The sequence below is a fragment of the Streptomyces sp. NPDC002328 genome, assembly GCF_042890065.1.
GTDB lineage: Bacteria > Actinomycetota > Actinomycetes > Streptomycetales > Streptomycetaceae > Streptomyces.
In genome coordinates this window covers 252,808-269,868 of record NZ_JBIARQ010000002.1, presented here as the reverse complement: position 1 = coordinate 269,868, position 17,061 = coordinate 252,808, and the positions used below count along the sequence as shown (strand labels likewise).

General features: G+C 71.7%; 13 protein-coding genes and 1 pseudogene. 9 read left to right on the top strand and 5 right to left on the bottom strand.

Annotated elements, in window-relative coordinates; translation table 11 throughout:
- Positions 1-146 precede the first annotated feature (146 nt).
- Positions 147-1,106: a L,D-transpeptidase family protein gene (locus tag ACFYX4_RS07530; RefSeq protein WP_389327494.1), complete on the bottom strand. Its 960-nt coding sequence runs from the start codon at positions 1,104-1,106 to the stop codon at positions 147-149.
- 183 nt (positions 1,107-1,289) lie between these two features.
- Between ACFYX4_RS07530 and ACFYX4_RS07525 the strand changes: the two genes are divergently transcribed.
- From ACFYX4_RS07525 to ACFYX4_RS07505, 5 genes and pseudogenes are all read left to right on the top strand, one after another.
- Positions 1,290-2,870 carry a methylmalonyl-CoA mutase gene (locus tag ACFYX4_RS07525; protein ID WP_389327491.1) on the top strand — a complete coding sequence of 527 codons (1,581 nt, stop codon included), beginning with the start codon at positions 1,290-1,292 and terminating at the stop codon, positions 2,868-2,870.
- A gap of 49 nt (positions 2,871-2,919) precedes the next feature.
- Positions 2,920-3,157: pseudogene (locus ACFYX4_RS07520) on the top strand (TetR/AcrR family transcriptional regulator C-terminal domain-containing protein); the annotation flags it as partial.
- Between the two features lie 195 nt (positions 3,158-3,352).
- Positions 3,353-4,378 (top strand): glycosyltransferase family 2 protein, encoded by a 1,026-nt coding sequence (locus ACFYX4_RS07515; RefSeq protein WP_389327488.1) that lies wholly within the window; start codon positions 3,353-3,355, stop codon positions 4,376-4,378.
- Positions 4,368-4,892 carry a GtrA family protein gene (locus ACFYX4_RS07510; protein WP_389327485.1) on the top strand — a complete coding sequence of 175 codons (525 nt, stop codon included), beginning with the start codon at positions 4,368-4,370 and terminating at the stop codon, positions 4,890-4,892. Before ACFYX4_RS07515 ends, ACFYX4_RS07510 begins: the two co-directional genes overlap by 11 nt.
- Entirely contained in the window at positions 4,889-6,157 is a 1,269-nt protein-coding gene (locus ACFYX4_RS07505) for an NAD(P)/FAD-dependent oxidoreductase (RefSeq protein ID WP_389327482.1), read from the top strand. The genes ACFYX4_RS07510 and ACFYX4_RS07505 overlap by 4 nt, the downstream gene beginning before the upstream one ends.
- 115 nt (positions 6,158-6,272) lie before the next feature.
- Here the strand turns inward: ACFYX4_RS07505 and ACFYX4_RS07500 are convergent, their stop codons facing one another.
- A complete protein-coding gene (locus tag ACFYX4_RS07500) occupies positions 6,273-7,958 on the bottom strand; it encodes a hypothetical protein (protein WP_389327479.1) in 1,686 nt (561 codons plus the stop codon).
- Between the two features lie 175 nt (positions 7,959-8,133).
- Here ACFYX4_RS07500 and ACFYX4_RS07495 point away from each other — a divergent pair, with 175 nt between their 5' ends.
- Positions 8,134-9,117: a glycosyltransferase family 2 protein gene (locus ACFYX4_RS07495; protein ID WP_389327476.1), complete on the top strand. Its 984-nt coding sequence runs from the start codon at positions 8,134-8,136 to the stop codon at positions 9,115-9,117.
- Positions 9,114-10,445 carry a polysialyltransferase family glycosyltransferase gene (locus tag ACFYX4_RS07490; RefSeq protein ID WP_389327473.1) on the top strand — a complete coding sequence of 444 codons (1,332 nt, stop codon included), beginning with the start codon at positions 9,114-9,116 and terminating at the stop codon, positions 10,443-10,445. The genes ACFYX4_RS07495 and ACFYX4_RS07490 overlap by 4 nt, the downstream gene beginning before the upstream one ends.
- 66 nt (positions 10,446-10,511) lie before the next feature.
- Here the strand turns inward: ACFYX4_RS07490 and ACFYX4_RS07485 are convergent, their stop codons facing one another.
- From ACFYX4_RS07485 to ACFYX4_RS07475, 3 genes are all read right to left on the bottom strand, one after another.
- Positions 10,512-11,669, bottom strand: a complete 1,158-nt coding sequence (locus ACFYX4_RS07485) for an acyltransferase family protein (RefSeq protein WP_389327470.1) — start codon at positions 11,667-11,669, stop codon at positions 10,512-10,514.
- Between the two features lie 159 nt (positions 11,670-11,828).
- Positions 11,829-13,193: a polysialyltransferase family glycosyltransferase gene (locus tag ACFYX4_RS07480; RefSeq protein WP_389327466.1), complete on the bottom strand. Its 1,365-nt coding sequence runs from the start codon at positions 13,191-13,193 to the stop codon at positions 11,829-11,831.
- Positions 13,193-14,173 carry a glycosyltransferase family 2 protein gene (locus ACFYX4_RS07475; RefSeq protein WP_389327463.1) on the bottom strand — a complete coding sequence of 327 codons (981 nt, stop codon included), beginning with the start codon at positions 14,171-14,173 and terminating at the stop codon, positions 13,193-13,195. The genes ACFYX4_RS07480 and ACFYX4_RS07475 overlap by 1 nt, the downstream gene beginning before the upstream one ends.
- Positions 14,174-14,369: 196 nt before the next feature.
- Here ACFYX4_RS07475 and ACFYX4_RS07470 point away from each other — a divergent pair, with 196 nt between their 5' ends.
- Both ACFYX4_RS07470 and ACFYX4_RS07465 read left to right on the top strand, forming a co-directional pair.
- Entirely contained in the window at positions 14,370-15,719 is a 1,350-nt protein-coding gene (locus ACFYX4_RS07470) for a DUF6716 putative glycosyltransferase (RefSeq protein ID WP_389327460.1), read from the top strand.
- 50 nt (positions 15,720-15,769) lie between these two features.
- On the top strand, positions 15,770-17,050 hold the full coding sequence (locus ACFYX4_RS07465) for a cytidylyltransferase domain-containing protein (protein WP_389327457.1): 1,281 nt from the start codon (positions 15,770-15,772) through the stop codon (positions 17,048-17,050).
- Positions 17,051-17,061 lie beyond the last annotated feature (11 nt).

The following is a 17,061-nucleotide window of genomic DNA, read 5'->3' as shown; positions in this document are numbered from 1 at the left end:
GGGCGCGGGGGCCCCCCCCCCCCCCCGCCCCCCCCCCCCCCCCCCGGGGGGGGCGCCCCCCCCCGGCGCGCCCCCCCCCGGGGGGGGGGGCCCCCCCCCCCCCCCCCCCCCCCCCCCCCCCCCCGAACACCCTCACCCCGAACGCCTCACCAGGAGACGACGACCTTGTCGCCGTTTCTCACCTGCGCGAACAGCGTCGCGATCGCTCCCTCGTCCCGTACGTTGACGCAGCCGTGCGACGCGCCCGCGTAACCCCGCATCGCGAAGTCGGACGAGTAGTGCACCGCCTGTCCGCCGCTGAAGAACATCGCGTACGGCATTGGTGAGTCGTAGAGCGTGGACACATGGTGGCGGGACTTCCAGTAGACCTGGAACACACCCTCACGGGTGGGCGTGTACTGCGAGCCGAACCGCACCGACATCGTCGACACCGTCCGGCCGTCGATCATCCAGCGCAGCGTCCGGCTCGTCTTGTCGACGCAGAGCACCCGTCCGTTCAGGCAGCGGGGGTCGGGCTCGGCGGCCGGCTGCCCGCCCATCAGATACAGGTCCCACTGGCCCGGCTCACGCGTCATGCCCAGCAGCCGCTGCCAGGTGACGGTGTCCGTCTTCCCCGTCCGCGGCAGCCCGCGCTTGCCCTGGAAGCCCCGCACCGCCTCCTCGGTGGGTCCGTCGTACCGCCCCGTCGGCCCGTCGTAGAGCCAGGCGACCTGCCGCAGCCGGGCCTGGAGCTCACGGACGTCCCGCCCGGAGTCGCCGCGGGACCACAGGACGGCGGGCGGGGGAGCCGGCGCCGGCGCTGCCGCCGTCGCCGAAGCCGTACTCCTCGGACTCTCGGGACTCGTGGGACTCTCGGGACTCGCGGGGCCCGTCGGACTCGCGGGGCTCGAGGTGCCTCCCGTAGGCGGCGACTTCTTCGGGCTGACCCCGGCTGTCGCCGTCGCGCCGGGCCCCGGAGAGCCGGAGCCGGTCCCGCTCGCCCCCGGGCTGACGTCGACGTGAACCGGCGAGCGCCCCTTCGGATCGGAGGCCGCGGGCTGCACCGTGCACCCGCACACCGTCACCAGGGCCGCCGCACCCACCGCGGCGGCGACCGCTCTCCCCATGCTGCGCACGCTCGTCAAGCCCGTCATGCCCGTACTACGCACTCGCGACCCCCGTCGTCTCACCGGCGTACGCTCCTCGGTCCCTAGATGGTCCTCCGAGTTGTTCCCCGCGGATGACGACGCGCGAACAGCCCGGCATTGTTGGGACCGAAGACGTGACCGTTCGGCGGAAGGTGTCACACCATGACGCGCGATTCGGAATCAGGGCTTCCCATCGAGCCGGTCTACGGGCCGGACGACCTCGCGGGCTGGGACCCGGCCGGGAAACTGGGCGAGCCCGGCGCTTATCCGTACACCCGGGGCGTCTACCCGTCGATGTACACCGGGCGGCCCTGGACGATGCGCCAGTACGCCGGGTTCGGCACCGCGGCCGAGTCCAACGCCCGCTACCGGCAGCTGATCGCCCACGGCACGACCGGCCTGTCCGTCGCGTTCGACCTGCCCACCCAGATGGGCCACGACTCCGACGCCCCGATCGCGCACGGCGAGGTCGGCAAGGTCGGCGTCGCCGTCGACTCGATCGACGACATGCGGGTGCTGTTCGGCGGGATCCCGCTGGACCGGGTCTCCACGTCGATGACGATCAACGCCCCGGCCGCCGTCCTGCTGCTCCTGTACCAACTGGTGGCCGAGGAACAGGGCGTCGGCGGCGACCGGCTCACCGGCACGATCCAGAACGACGTGCTGAAGGAGTACATCGCGCGCGGGACGTACATCTTCCCGCCCAAGCCCTCGCTCCGCCTCGTCGCCGACACCTTCGAGTACTGCAAGGCCGAAATCCCGAAGTGGAACACCATCTCCATCTCCGGCTACCACATGGCCGAGGCGGGCGCCTCGCCCGCGCAGGAGATCGCGTTCACCCTGGCCGACGGCATCGCGTACGTGCGCACGGCGATCGCGGCCGGCATGGACGTCGACGACTTCGCGCCCCGGCTCTCCTTCTTCTTCGTCGCCCGTACGACGCTCCTGGAGGAGGTCGCCAAGTTCCGCGCCGCGCGCCGCATCTGGGCCCGGGTGATGCGGGACGAGTTCGGCGCGCGGAACCCCAGGTCGCGGATGCTGCGCTTCCACACGCAGACGGCCGGCGTGCAGCTGACGGCCCAGCAGCCGGAGGTGAACCTCGTGCGGGTGGCCGTCCAGGCCCTGGCGGCGGTCCTCGGCGGCACCCAGTCCCTGCACACCAACTCCTTCGACGAGGCGATCGCGCTGCCCACCGACAAGTCCGCGCGCCTGGCCCTGCGTACGCAGCAGGTGCTGGCGTACGAGACGGACGTGACCGCGACGGTGGACCCCTTCGCCGGGTCGTACGCCGTCGAGCGGATGACCGACGACGTGGAGGCGGCGGCGGTGGAGCTGATGCGCAAGGTCGAGGAGCTCGGCGGCGCGGTCGACGCCATCGAGCGCGGCTTCCAGAAGACCGAGATCGAACGCAACGCCTACCGCATCGCCCGGGAGACCGACGCCGACGAGCGGGTCGTCGTCGGCCTCAACCGCTTCCGGCTGGACGAGGAGGAGCCGTACGAGCCGCTCCGCGTCGACCCGGCCATCGAGTCCCGCCAGTCGGAGCGGCTGACCCGCCTGCGCGCCGAACGCGACCGCCCGACGGTGGACGCCGCCCTGGCGGCCCTGAAGAAGGCCGCGGAGGGCGCCGACAACGTCCTGTACCCGATGAAGGAGGCACTGAGGGCGCGGGCGACGGTGGGCGAGGTGTGCGGCGCCCTCCGGGGGGTGTGGGGGAGCCATGTGCCGACGGAGTCGTTCTGAACCGGGGTGCTGAACCGGGGGATCCCTCCGTCGTGGACTAGGTGTTCTGATGATCGCCGGCACGCCCCTCGACCCGGGCGACACCTGGCGCGAGCGCGTCCTGCGGTCCAATCACGGGCTGCGCACGGCGCTGCTCGGCTACCGCGACGGCGCGAAGGTCTGCCGCCTTCCCGTTGCCCGCCGCGGCCGGCGCGGAGATCTTCGACAGTTGCGACCGGGGATTCGCGGAAGGACTGGAACTCGTGGTCGCGGGAATCGCGGCGCGGTACACCGCCGAAGCCGAATGAGCGCGGCGCACCCGGAATGATCGTGCCGCACGCGTGACAAAACGCGTGACAAACGCGCGAGTTAACCGGCCGACCACGCGGAATTAGCCCTTCGTCCATACGGTCCGGCAAGGCGACGGCGTCTGTCGATTCGGCGCATCCCGCCACTCATGACGCGTTAGAGCGGCGTTCATATCGCGCCCCTACGTTCGCCGAATGCCACAGATATCCAGCCGGGCGCAGGGAGCGACAGCGCCCCCGGAGCGTGGTGGCGCCGCGCTCGTCTCCTATGTGCTGCCCGTCTTCAACGAACAGGACGGGATCCGCCGCTTCCACGAGGAACTCGTGGCGGCACTGGGCGAACGCCCGGAATACGCCTACGAGTTGGTGTACGTCAACGACGGCTCCGTCGACGGCACCCCGGCCGTCCTGGAGGACATCGCCAAGAACGACCCACGTGTGCGGGTCGTCGACTTCGCGCGCAACTTCGGGCACCAGATGGCCATCACGGCCGGCATCGACGAGGCGCGCGGCGACGCCGTGATCGTCATGGACACCGACCTCCAGGACCCGCCCAAGGTCAGCCTCCAGCTGATCGACGCCTGGCGGGACGGCGCGGAGATCGTGCACGCCCGTCGGCGCAGCCGGCAGGACACGTTCTTCAAGAAGACCACCGCGCACGCCTTCTACCGGCTGCTGCGCTCCTCCACCGAGGTGGACATCCCGGTGGACACGGGGGACTTCCGGCTGATGGACCGCCGCGCCGCCGACGAACTGCGGCGCTTCCGTGAGCGCAGCCGCTTCGTGCGCGGCATGGTCGCCTCGATCGGCTTCCGGCAGAGCGAGGTCCACTTCGACCGCGACGAGCGGTTCGCCGGCGAGACCAAGTACCCGCTGAAGAAGATGGCGCGGCTCGCCGTCGACGGACTGACCGGCTTCTCCACCGCGCCCCTGCGGATGATCACCAAGCTGGGCTTCGCGGTGCTCGCGCTCTCCCTCGTCGGCATCTGCTACGCGCTCGCGATGAAGCTGCTGCGGCCGGACATCACGGTCTCCGGCTGGACGATGCTGATGGTCGTCGTCCTGTTCCTGGGCGGTGTGCAGATGCTGTCGCTCGGCGTGCTGGGCAGCTACATCGGGCGCACCTACAACGAGGTGCAGGGCCGGCCCCTGTACACCGTGCGGCAGGTCATCTCCTACGACGCGCGGCCCGGCGGTGACGGCGTCGGCCATGGTCACTGAGAACGCGGTGCACGCCGACGCCCCGACGAGCAAGGGCACCCCGCCGAGCGCCGACGCCCCGACGAGCACCGGCACCCCGGCGGACGCCGCCCGCACCACCCCCGGCTCCAGCTCCACCCCCGGCCCCACCCGCCCCCGAGCCCGCGACCTGCGTCAGCTGATCACGTACGCGCTCGTCGGCGGCAGCGGCGTCCTCCTCGACCTGGGCGCGTTCCTGCTGCTCTACAACGTGGCCGGGCTGCACGAGCAGTTGGCCAACGTGCTCTCCACCAGCCTCGGCATCACCAACAACTTCGTCCTGAACGCCCTGTTCACCTTCGGCAAGCGCGACCGGCTGCTGCTGCGCTACCTGCGCTTCTACGCCGTCGGCCTGACCGGCATCGCCCTCACGTTCGTGCTGCTCGCGGTGTTCTCCCGCGGGCTCGGCGTCGACCCGAACCTCGTCAAGGCCGCCTCGCTGCCGCTGGTGCTGGGCCTTCAGTTCGTGCTCAACAGAAAGTGGAGTTTCGCATGAATCTCGGCGTCATCGGCGCGGGAGCGACCGGCCTCACCGCCGCGTACGACGCGGTCAAGCAGGGCCACGCGGTCACCGTCCTGGAGGCCGCCGACGAACTCGGCGGGCTCGCCGCGTCGATCCCCGTCGGGGGAGTGCCGCTGGAGCGCTACTACCACCACATCTTCCGCAGCGATCGGCAGATGATCGAGCTCATCGAGGAACTGGGCCTCGGCGGCGACCTGCGCTTCCACAAGACCACCACCGGGGTCTTCCGGGGCGGGCGCATGCACCCCTTCAGTACCCCGCTGGAGATGCTGAACTCCTCGCTGTACGGCCTGCCCGCCGGCATCCGCTTCGGGCTGTCCTCGGCGTGGCTGAAGGTCGTGCGCGACGGGGAGAAGTTCAACGACCGCACCGCGCTGAGCTGGCTGCGCAAGTGGGCCGGCAAGCGTGCCACCGAGGCCGTCTGGGAGCCGCTGCTGCGCGGCAAGTTCGGCGACCGCGCCGACCAGGTGTCGATGGCCTGGCTGTGGGCGCGCGTTCACTGCCGCACCTTCGAACTCGGTTATCTGGACGGCGGGTTCGAGCGCGTGTACGCGACGCTGCGGGACCGGATCGCCGAGCGGGGCGGCAAGGTCGAGTTCGGCAAGCGGATGGAGACGATCCGTCAGGACGGCGACGAGGGCCCGGTCGTCGTGCGCACCGCCGACGGCTCCGCGTACACCTTCGACCATCTCATCGTCACCACCCCGCAGCCGGCCTTCGCCAAGGCGGCCGACGCGCCCGCCGACGACGCCGTCTGGCGCAACCAGTACCTGGGCGCGACCTGTTTCGTCCTGGAGCTGGACCGCAGCGCCATCCCGTACTACTGGCTCAACGTCAACGAGCCCGACTTCCCGTTCCTCGCGGTCGTCGAGCACACGCGGATGATCGACCCGGCGGAGTACGGCGGCCGTCACATCCTCTACGTGGGCAACTACGTCGAGCGGGACGACTGGCGCTTCACCACCGACCCGGCCGAGCTGCTGGAGCGGTATCTGCCCTGGCTGAAGCGGCTGAACCCGCAGTTCGACCGCTCCTGGATCCAGGACTGGCACTTCTCCCGGGCGCCCTTCGCCCAGCCCGTGGTCACGCCCGAGTACAAGGCGCTGATCCCCGGCCACCGCACCCACCTCAGCCGGGTGACGCTGGCGACGATGGCGCAGATCTACCCGCAGGACCGGGGGCAGAGTTACTCGGTCGAGCTGGGCCACCGGGCGGCGCGCCTCGCGGGCGCGATCTGACCGACGGCACACGCGCGACCGACGCCACGCGAGCGGGCCCCGGCGGGAGACTCTCCCGCCGGGGCCCGCTCGCGTGTGCAGACCGGCGACCGGCGACCGGCGATCCGTACGCGGCTCAGCGCAGCGGGCACACCACCAGCTGCCGCCCCTCCGCCTTGGGGCACGCGTACGTGTCGCGGATCGCGGCGGCGATCCTCGGGTCGATGACGCCCAGGGACAGCCAGCTGGGCTGGTACACGGCGTAGGCCGCCGGGTGGTCCTGGGTGATGCAGCGCACGTTCTCGCGGGTCGAGGTGAGCGCGGGCACGTCGGTGAGCTGCTTGGGCACGTTGAAGAACGTGGGGAAGGGATAGCGGCAGGCGGTCGGATGACCGATGTAGTACGCCTGCTGCCCGAAGGACAGATACAACACCGGAACTCCGTCAGGGAGTTGGGCGTCCACCTGGGCTGCCGCCGCCTGCGCCGACCGTGCCTGCACCTTCAGTTCGGCGTTGGTCGTGACGATCCGCCCCTGGACGACCCGCACCCCGGACGTCGGCCACACGGTCGCCGCCAGGCACACGACGAGCGCGAGGACGGACAGGGCGACCGGAACGCGCACGAGGCGCGGACGCGGCCCCCGCGCCAGCAGCAGGTCCGCCGCACCGGCCAGGAGGGCCGCGGCCGAGGCGAGCCACGCCAGCACGTCCGTGTCGACGTCGGCGCGCACCTGGGCGAGCAGCGGGGTCAGCACGCCGTACAGGAGGGCGAGCGCGGTCAGGCACAGCGGGGGCCGGCCGTGCCGGCCGTACCAGCGGCCGATCGCGAGGCCGGTCAGGGCCGCGGCCACCACCGGCAGGCTCTCGCCGTGGTACGCGAACCAGTTGCCCTGGTAGACCACGACGGCCAGGCCGATGACGACGAGCAGCAGCACGACGGCCACGGCCTCCGCGCGCTGCCGGCGCGTCGGGAGGGTGGCCGCGAACAGCAGCAGCGCGCCGGGCAGCAGCGCAAGCACCGGCGTGAGCGTGATCCGGTCGCCCAGATAGGCGGCGGTGCGCGCCAGCAGGTCGGAGACGACGACCGGCTCGCTGCCCAGGGCGTGCGCGTTGATGTGCGGCATGTCCCGCAGCCACTGGAGCTCGCGCGAGCCCGACCAGGCGCTGACCGCGAACAGCAGGCCCGCGGCGACGGCGGTCCCGGCGGCGAGCAGCAGGCCCCGCACCCGGTCCAGGGCGAACACCACGAGCAGCGCCATCGCGGCCGTGCCCGCGGTGGAGTACTTCATCAGCACGGCGAGGCCGAGCGGCAGCGCGGCGAGCGCGACGGCCCGGAAACGGCCCGGGACGCCGAGCGCGGCGGCGATGCCGACCGTCGCGAACACGATCGCGAACCACTCAGGCTGGAGGTAGTCGATCACGGGCGCGAAGGCCAGGGTGAGCGCCGTCAGACCCGCGACGAGCACCGCGTCCCGCTCGGGCAGCCGGCGGCGCAGGGCCCGGTGCAGCAGCAGACCGGCGCCCACGCACAGGACGAGGCCGATGAGCCGCATGAGCGCCTCGCGCACCGTGTTCGACCCGCCGGTCGCCGAGTCGATGCCCGCGATCAGCCAGCGGTAGAAGAACGGCCGGTGGGCGAAGATCTCGGACGGGGACAGGCCGTCGGCGCCCGTCGTCCGCAGCGCGGCGAGCACGTACCTCACATCGAGGAAGACGCCGGCGGTGAGCGTGGTGTGGATCAGCAGCGCGGCGGTGGTGAGGACGGTGGTCCACCCCGCGGGAGAGGCGAGGCGCAGCCGACGCGACGCCGGAATATCGGTCACGTGCGCGAATTTAGCATCGGGTTCTCCGGAGAATACGGGACGGAAGGAACTCGCAGCGATGAGTCACCGCCTCTTCATCCGGAGTTCTCCTCGCAATGGCACGGAGTTACCCGCCCTTCAAGGCTCGCTTTCTTAGGATCGTTCGACTTTCCGCTCAGAATTCAGGTGCGCACCCGTGGCCAACAGACTGACCCTGTCCGTCGTCGTCCCTTGCTACAACATCGAGTCGTACCTCCCCGAGACGGTGACCAGCCTGGTCAACAACGCGCGGGACGACTTCGAGTTCATCTTCGTCGAGGACAGATCCACCAAGGACAGGACCTACGACGCGCTGCGCGCCCTGACCGAACGGCTCGGCAACAGCCGGGTGATCCGGCACGAGCACAACGGCGGACTGGCGACCGCGCGCAACACCGGCATCGACGTCGCCGAAGGCCGCTACCTCACCTTCCTCGACGGCGACGACTGGCTGGCGCCGGGCTATCTGGCCCGGCTCGTCGACGCCGTCGAGCGGTTCGACGTCGACTTCGTGCGCACCGACCACGTCCAGGTCACCGGCGTCGAGCGGGCCGTCCACCGGGCGCCCGAGGGCCGCCGGCACACCCCGCTCGACCCGCGCACCTCGATCCTCCCCGTCGACGACACCACGATGGTCGACTACCCGTACGCCTGGGCCGGCGTCTACCACCGCCGCCTCCTCGACCGGGGCCTGCTCCGCTTCCACGACGGGCTGCGCACCGCCGAGGACCGGCCGTGGATCTGGGACCTGCACCGCAGGGCGGACTCCTACGCCGTCGCCAGCCTGTGCGGGGTCTTCTACCGCCGGGGCATCGCCAGCTCCCTCACCCAGATCGGCGATGTGCGCCAGCTGGACTTCTTCCGCTCCTTCGACCTCGTCCTCGCCGAACTCGCCGACGACCCCGACGTGGACCGGCTGCGCAAGAAGGCCCTGCGCAACTACTGCGTCGTCATCGCCCACCAGCTGCTCGACCGGCACCGCTTCGAGCGCGCCGTGGCCGCACGGCTGAAGCGGCTGGCCGCCGAGGCGCTGGGCCGGATGAGCGAGGAGGAACTCGGCGAGGCCGTCGTCGGGATGGGCGAGGAACGCGTCCACGTGCTGCGCCGGGTGCGCGGCGGCATGAAGGGAGTCGCGGCATGATCCAGATGTTCTTCTCGGCCACCCAGTACGCGGCGGCGACCGTCACCGCCGCGATCCGCGCCGGCCTGTTCGGACCGCGCGAGGGCGTCCGCCGCATCCTCGTCGTCAGCAACACGGCCGCCGTGCCGGAGGTCGGCACCCCGCTCGACCGCATGCCCGGCTTCGAGCGGCTGCGCCCCGAGTTCGACCAGGTGCGCTCCTGGAACGAGTTCATCTCCCCGCACCACCCGGCCGGCTGGTCGCCGCGCGCCCAGGACGCCCAGCTGTGGGAGAAGGCCGTACGCCTCGCCTGGGACCTCGGCGACGAACCCGTGGAGATCGCCTGCGAGTCCATCCAGGCCAACCCCTCCCGCGCGATCGCCGACATCTTCGCCGACAGCCCGATCCACGTGTACGCGGACGGCCTGATGAGCTACGGCCCCACCCGCAACCGGATCCCGCACGGCATGAGCAGCCGCATCGCGCGCGTGCTCCACCTCGACCTGGTGCCAGGACTGCGGCCGATGCTGCTGTCCGAGTACGGCGTGCAGCCCGAGGCCGTGCCGAACGAGGCGATCGTCGACGTCCTCGCGCAGCTGGGCGAGTCCGGCGCGGGCCTCCTCGCCGAGCGGCTCCCGGCCGACCACCCGCCCACCGCCGTGCTCCTCGGCCAGTACCTCTCCGCGATCGACCTGATCAGCCAGGACGAGGAGGAGGCGCTGCACGTGCGCATGCTGCGGGCCGCCGCCCGCGCGGGCCACGAGGACGTGCTGTTCAAGCCGCACCCGAGCGCGCCCGCCGTCTACGGCGAGTCGTTGGAGACGGCCGCGGCGGAACTCGGCGTACGGCTCACCGTGCTGAACGAGCCCGTCCTCGCCGAGACCGTCTTCGCCTATCTCCGGCCGAAGCTCGTCATCGGCTGCTTCTCCACGGCGCTGATGACGGCCGCCGCGTTCTACGGCCTCCCCGTCGCCCGCGTCGGCACCGCACTGCTCCTGGACCGCATCACGCCGTACGAGAACAGCAACCGCGTCCCGCTCACGGTGATCGACGCGGCGCTGCCCGACGCGGAGGGCGCTCCGCTGGGGGAGCCGCTCGAACTGGCGGGGATCGCCGAGAAGTTGACGCCGTTGGTGCGGGCCGTGGGGTACTGCATGCAGTCCCGTAAGCATCACGCTCTGCGGGGTGAGGTGGTTGCCTGGCTCGGCGTCCATCTCGCTGACCACGAGCGGTACTTCAAGCGGCGGCGGTTGACCAGCTTGCGGTTGCCCGGCGGGGCGCCCGTGCGGGCGGAGGCGTTGCGGCGGCATCCGGTGGTACGGCGGGCGGTACGCAGGCTGCGGGCGTGAGGGCCGCGCCCCGAAAGGGGCGCGGGGAACCGCGCGACCAGCCACGACGGCGCCGCAGCCGGCTGATCACGTACCGCTGAACTTCCGGACCTTGAGTGACTTCTTCAGGCGCGGGCCGAACGGCTTCTCCACGTAGCGGTGGAGGAGCCAGGCGATCGACAGCATGGCCAGGATCGTCAGGGCGAACACCACGTACGGGTTCAGGCCGGCGTCGCGGTAGAGGACGCGGATGAAGAACCAGCCCAGGTGCTCGTGAATCAGGTAGAAGGGGTACGTCAGGGCGCCGGCCACGGTCAGCCAGCGCCAGTTCGCCCGGCCCGTCCAGCCCAGGGCCACCGCGGCGACCGCGGCGAAGGCGAGGAAGGCGATCGCCTGGATGACGTACGGGTTGCGCTGGAAGTCGCCGGTCATGTCGGGGTGCCACAGGGCCGTGACCGAGTAGCGCTGGCCGAGCAGGAAGCTCATGGCGACGATGCCCCACAGCAGCAGGTCGCTGCCGAAGCGGTGGATCAGGTACAGGGCGAGGCCGCCGATGAAGTACGGCGCGTGGTCGCGCATCACCAGCTCGTCGGTCAGCGGGGTGTCCGCGACCCGGGCGAAGACGCCGGCCAGCGTCCACAGGCAGCAGAACAGCACCACTCGGCGGTAGGTGACGCCCCGCCAGACCACGCACAGTGCGAACAGGGCGTAGAAGCGGACCTCCACCCAGAGCGTCCAGTCCACGCCCAGCACCCGGTGCGCGCCCATCGGCTGTTGCAGCATGGTGAAGTTGAGGAGCAGCTCGTCCGAGCGGAGCGGCGCGGAGACCACCGGCAGGATCAGGCCCGCGGCGGTGACCAGCACGATCGCCGCCCAGTACGCGGGGTACAGCCGGGCGACCCGGGAGCGGAAGAAGTCGCCGAGGCCGCGGCCCCAGCTGCTCATGCAGATCACGAAGCCGCTGATCACGAAGAAGAACTGCACGCCCAGGCTGCCGTAGGTCGCGAACTGCGACAGCGTCGGGAACTTCACGCCGGGGGACTGGTTCCAGGACTGCGCGACCTCGCCGTTCTTCCCGGCGTAGTGGTAGAAGCAGACCATCAGGGCCGCGAGCAGGCGCAGTCCGTCCAGGGCGCGCAGCCGGCTCTCCGCCCGGGGCCGCACGGCGGTCCGGTCGGGAACGGAGAGGGTCAGCCGGGGGGCCGGTTTCGAGGCCTGTCCCGTGGCCTGGTCGGTCGCGCTCATCCGGAGAGCCTTCCGTGGGAGTCGGGAGATGCGTTCGCACGCTAGACAGGTCCGACGAGTGAAGGGTGAGGAGCGGTTGGCCTGGGGGCGGCGTGAAGATGGTGTTCGGATGAACGCCCGCCCGGCCCCGGCCCCTCTCGAACGCCCCGCCCGGCCGCGCTACGCCTTGCCGGGGCCCCGCTTCAGGCTCCGCGCCCGGCGGGCCAGGCGGCGCACGGTCGCGTTGCGGGGGAGGAAGGCGAGCCTCGCCGGTACGGCCCCGGGCAGGGCCAGCGCCGCGAGCCGCCGGCGCTTGAAGTAGCGCCAGGTGTGCGCGTCGAGGTGCGTGGAGAGATAGCGTTCCGCCTCGCCCCGCAGCTCCGGGTAGATCTTGGGCTGCATCGCGAAGCCGACCGCCCTGAGGAGCCCGGCCAGCTCCCGCACCCGCTCCGCCGACGGCATCGCCCAGCCCTCCGTCGCGGCCCGGTCCGTGAGGTCCGGCAGCAGCGCGTCGACGATGGTGAGCGGCACCCGGTTGCTGTTCTGGTAGGGCGTGAGCCGGGCCAGCACGGCGTCGGTGCCGACCCGCGCGACCGGCAGCCCGTACAGACCGGCGGCGGTGAGCAGCGCGGTGGAGAAGCAGCCGACGACGAGGGCGGGCCGCAGCCGCTGGTAGGCGACCTCCGCGAGCACGGGCCGTTCCAGGACGGTGAGTCGGGCGTCCAGCTTCCTCGCCTCGTCCTCCAGCAGCCGCGACCAGCGGGCGGGGGCCACGGGGTGCGGCTTGAAGACGAGCGTCCGGTGTCCGAGCGCCACCGCGCCGCGCACCATGCTCAGATGCAGTTCCTCCTCCTCGGCGTCGCCGAGGATGCCGAGCGCGGAGAGGTACTGCCCGAGCAGCAACGCGGGCTCCGGCGACGCCTCTTGTTCGGGCGGGCTCAACTCGCTCTCGGCGTCCGCCAGTTCGCCCAGCACCTTCAGGAACGCCCCGGACGGCACCAGCACGGGCGGCACGTCGAACTCGGTGAGCAGCAGCGGGGTGAGGCCCGGCACCAGGTCGAGGTGCAGCAGCCGGCCGACCCGGGTGCCGACCAGCGGATCGATCTTGTCGCGCGTGGGGCCGTAGCTCATCAGACCGTCGGCGTAGACGTCGACGGGAGCGCCGGTGAACAGCTGGCACAGCGCCAGCGACGGATTGACCTGGATGGACTCCACGGCGAGATGGACCTCGTCGTCGCCGAGCCCCCACAGCAGCCGTACATGCCGTTCCCACAGCGGGACGTCGTCCGCGCGCGGGCCCCAGGCGCCCGGGTGGAAGGGGGAGATGGTCTCGTTCCAGGAGAGCACCTCGTCGAAACGCTCCCCGATCCGGTCGAAGCCCGGCATGGTGTCGACGGACGGCGTGGTCTCGGGGTTGGCCGCGTTGTTGGTGACCAGCAGCAGCCGGCGGTCGGACGGCTCGAACAGGCCCGCGTCCAGGGCGGCGGCCAGGGTCGCGGCGCCGTACAGGGTCGAGACGCAGAAGATCCGGGTGGTGCGGGGCATCAGACGGCCACCGCCCCCGCCGTCACCGGCCGCCGCCGGACGCGCCGCAGCACGCCCGCCCGCCGTACGTCCATCGACTCCATGACCTCCGCGAGCACGTCCTGCGGCATCCTTCTCAGGGCGGCGGCGCACAGCGAGCGCAGTTTCCGGGCCACGGCGGGTTCGAACCTCTCGATCGTTCCGAGGTGGTGCGTCATGATGGCGCAATAGGTGCGCACCGCTTTCGGCAGCAGTTCGGCGGCCTCGGGATCACGCGCCGTCTCCTCGATCACCTGGTCGAATGCGCGGATGAAGTCCAATTGCCGTACATCGCCGATCTGGGTGAGCGAAGAAGCCACTCCGCGCCGGTAGTAGACGCCCAACAGGCCTGAAACGGCGAAGGATTGCGCCTCCCGGTGCAGCTTCCAGATCCAAGGCCGGTCCTCGGCGGTGCGCAGTCCGTCGGTGAAGTGCAGCAGCCCCCGGTCGACCAGCCGGCGATGGTAGACGCCCGCCCACGCGTAGGCGTAGTCCACCGAGGTGGACCGGTCGGCGGGCAGGATCGCCGCCCGCGGGTCCAGCACCGTCGAGCGCCGCCCGTGCGGGACGCGGTGGACGCTGCGGGCCCGCCCGGTGCACTGCACATGGTCGGTGCGGACGAAATCGCAGCCCAACTCCTCGATGACGGCGAGGAGTCGGGGGAGATAGCCGGGGGCGAGCCAGTCGTCGCCGTCCAGGAAGGTCAGATACTCGCCGCGCGCCCTGTCGATGCCGGAGTTCCGCGCGGTCGCCAGCCCCCCGTTCCTCTCGTGTCCGACCAGCACCGCACCCGGCAGTTCGCGCTCCGCGCGCGCGAGTATGTCCGGGGTCGCGTCGGTCGAGCAGTCGTCGACCAGAATGAACTCGAAGTCGTCGCGCGTGTTCGCGCGCAGGCTCACAAGAGTGTCGGACGCGTATTGCTGAACGTTGTAGAACGGCACGATCACCGAGAGCTTTGGCACGTCGAAACCCTAGGACGCCTCATGGCGGCACAAATTGCAGCCGGGGATATGGGGAGTGAACTCGATGTGTCGGAACGGTGCATCGCGGCTACATATCGGCCGTCCGCGGGCCGGTTATTGCTTCGGTCGCATTCCGTTAACCGTTCGTTGAATCCCGGTTCGGCCCGTCCTGGATTTCGCTTCCTAGGTTCATGCCGTGCCACCTCGTACTCCGAGTACGCCGAGTACTCCCAAGCCCCCCAGGGTCGCCGTCCTCGCCGACTCCGACACCCGCTGGAAATGGGGCGCCCTGACCGCGGGACGCGTCCTGCCGGGAAGCCCGGTCCTGGACGGCTTCCTGCTGCGCGGGCGTGCCACGCCCACCCCCCGCCAGCTGCGGGAGGTCGGCGCGCGCGCCGACTCGCTGCGCGAGGTGACGGCCGTGGAGTTCCTGCGCGTCATGGCGCGGGAGTCGTACGACGTGCTGGTCCTCGCCCTGGTGGGCGGCGGCGTACAGGCCGTGCTGCACGGTCTCGGGCGCGTCTGGGAAGGGCGCGGCGAGCGGCCCGTCGTCGTCACCGGCTATGTCGGCGTCGTCTACGAGAAGCTCGCCGACGGTCTGCTGCTGCGCCACGGCGCCGACCTCGTCCTCGCCAACTCCCGCCAGGACGCGGAGCGTTTCCGCGCGGTGTACGAGGGGGTCGGCGCCGACGCCTCCGCGGTGACCGAGGTGGCCCTGCCGTTCCTGGGCGGAGCCCCCTACGCCGGCGAACACACGCCCTACACGGTCGTCTTCGCCGCCCAGCCGTCCGTGCCGGAGAGCCGCGAGGGCCGTGCGTACCTGCTGGAGAGGCTGGTCAGGCACGCCCGGCTGCACCCCGAGCGCGAGGTGCTGCTCAAGCTCCGCTCCAAGCCGGGTGAACACACCACCCACATCGAGGAACTGCCGTACCAGAAGCTGGCGCAGAAGCTCGTCGCGCCGCCCAACTTCCGCCTGGTGTACGGCAACATGGGCGAGGTCCTCGACCGCACCGACCTGATGGTCACGGTCAGTTCGACGGCCGCCCTCGAATCCCTGCACCGCCGTATCCCCACCGTGGTCCTCACCGACCTCGGGGTGCGCGAGGCGCTCGGCAACCACCACTTCGTCGGCTCCGGCTGCCTCGCCTCCTGGGACCAGCTCGACGCCGGGCACCGCCCCGCCCCCGACGAGGAGTGGGTGGCCCGCCAGGGCGTCGCCGCCGGGGGAGCAGCCGGTGCGGGCGCCGGGGGAGGCTCGTACGCCACGGCGTTCGACGCGGCCCGCGAGCGCATCGCCGAGCTGCTCGCCGCGCCCGCCCTGCCCCCGCTGAACCCCTACTACACGCCCACGACCGCGCCCGGCTATCTGCCCGGCATCCTCGCCCGCCACCACCTCGGCCCGGACGGCGGCCCGCTGCCCGGCGCGCCCGCCGCCGACAAGGAGCCGGGCCCGGTCCGGCAGATCGTGCGCCGGGCCGCCCGCGGCGCCTACCGGCACGGGGTGCAGCGCGTGGCCCCGGTCATCCGGCGGATGGGCGAGCTGTGACCCGTCGAGCTGTGACCCGCCGAGCTGTGACCCGTCAAGGAGAGATCCCCATGTCCGACTCATCAGGGGGCGTGCGCCGCGTGCTCGCCGTGATCCCCGCGCGCGGCGGCTCCAAGGGGGTCCCCGCGAAGAACCTCGCGCCGGTCGGCGGTGTGCCGCTGGTGGCGCGGGCCGTGCGGGAGTGTCGGGCCACCCGGCTGGTCACGGACGTCGTGGTGTCCACCGACGACCAGGCCATCGCGGCGGCGGCCCGGGAGGCCGGCGCGGAGGTCGTGCTGCGGCCCGCCGCCATCGCCGGCGACACCGCCACCTCCGAGGCCGCCGTCCTGCACGCGATGGACGCCCACGAGGCCCTGCACGGCGCGGCCGTCGACGTCGTGCTGCTCGTGCAGTGCACCAGCCCGTTCCTCGTCCGCGAGGACGTCGACGCGGTGGCCGCCGCGGTCGTCGAGGACGGCGCGGACACCGCGGTGACCGTCGCCGCCTTCCACGGCTTCGTCTGGCGCGACGGCGACGACGCGAGCACCGGCGGCAACGTGAGCACCGGCGGCTTCGGCGTCAACCACGACAAGTCCTACCGCCCCCGCCGCCAGGACCGCCCCCAGGACCTCCTGGAGACCGGCGCCGCCTACGCCATGGACGCGGCCGGCTTCCGCAAGCACGGCCACCGCTTCTTCGGCCGCACCGACCTCGTGCGCACCGACCCCGCCCGCGTCCTGGAGATCGACGACCCCCACGACCTGGCCCGCGCACGGGCGTTGGCGCCCCTCTTCGACGCCGACCTCCCCCACTCTCGACTGCGCTCGAGCGGGGGGACCCCCATCGGCGCCCTGCCCACCCACGACGACATCGACGCCGTGGTCCTCGACTTCGACGGCACCCAGACCGACGACCGGGTGCTGATCGACTCCGACGGACGGGAGTTCGTCTCCGTGCACCGCGGCGACGGACTCGGCGTCGCGGCCCTGCGCCGCAGTGGACTCAAGCTCCTCATCCTGTCCACGGAACAGAACCCGGTCGTCGCCGCCCGCGCCCGGAAGCTCCGGCTCCCGGTCCTGCACGGCATCGACCGCAAGGACCTCGCACTCAAGCAGTGGTGCGAGGAACAGGGCATCGCGCCGGAGCGCGTGCTCTACGTCGGCAACGACGTCAACGACCTCCCGTGCTTCGCCCTCGTGGGCTGGCCCGTGGCGGTCGCGAGCGCCCACGACGTCGTACGCGGCGCCGCACGCGCGGTCACCGCCCTCCCCGGCGGCGACGGCGCGATCCGGGAGATCGCCGGCTGGATCCTCGGACCCTCGCTCGACTCCCTCGCCCCCCTCAACCGGTAAGGAACCCACAG

Excerpts from the sequence above, each read along its gene's own strand:
- ACFYX4_RS07530 (WP_389327494.1), bottom strand. The coding sequence starts at position 1,106 with ATGGGGAGAGCGGTCGCCGCCGCGGTGGGTGCGGCGGCCCTGGTGACG.
- ACFYX4_RS07525 (WP_389327491.1), top strand. The coding sequence starts at position 1,290 with ATGACGCGCGATTCGGAATCAGGGCTTCCCATCGAGCCGGTCTACGGG.
- ACFYX4_RS07515 (WP_389327488.1), top strand. The coding sequence starts at position 3,353 with ATGCCACAGATATCCAGCCGGGCGCAGGGAGCGACAGCGCCCCCGGAG.
- ACFYX4_RS07510 (WP_389327485.1), top strand. The coding sequence starts at position 4,368 with ATGGTCACTGAGAACGCGGTGCACGCCGACGCCCCGACGAGCAAGGGC.
- ACFYX4_RS07505 (WP_389327482.1), top strand. The coding sequence starts at position 4,889 with ATGAATCTCGGCGTCATCGGCGCGGGAGCGACCGGCCTCACCGCCGCG.
- ACFYX4_RS07490 (WP_389327473.1), top strand. The coding sequence starts at position 9,114 with ATGATCCAGATGTTCTTCTCGGCCACCCAGTACGCGGCGGCGACCGTC.
- ACFYX4_RS07485 (WP_389327470.1), bottom strand. The coding sequence starts at position 11,669 with ATGAGCGCGACCGACCAGGCCACGGGACAGGCCTCGAAACCGGCCCCC.
- ACFYX4_RS07480 (WP_389327466.1), bottom strand. The coding sequence starts at position 13,193 with ATGCCCCGCACCACCCGGATCTTCTGCGTCTCGACCCTGTACGGCGCC.
- ACFYX4_RS07465 (WP_389327457.1), top strand. The coding sequence starts at position 15,770 with ATGTCCGACTCATCAGGGGGCGTGCGCCGCGTGCTCGCCGTGATCCCC.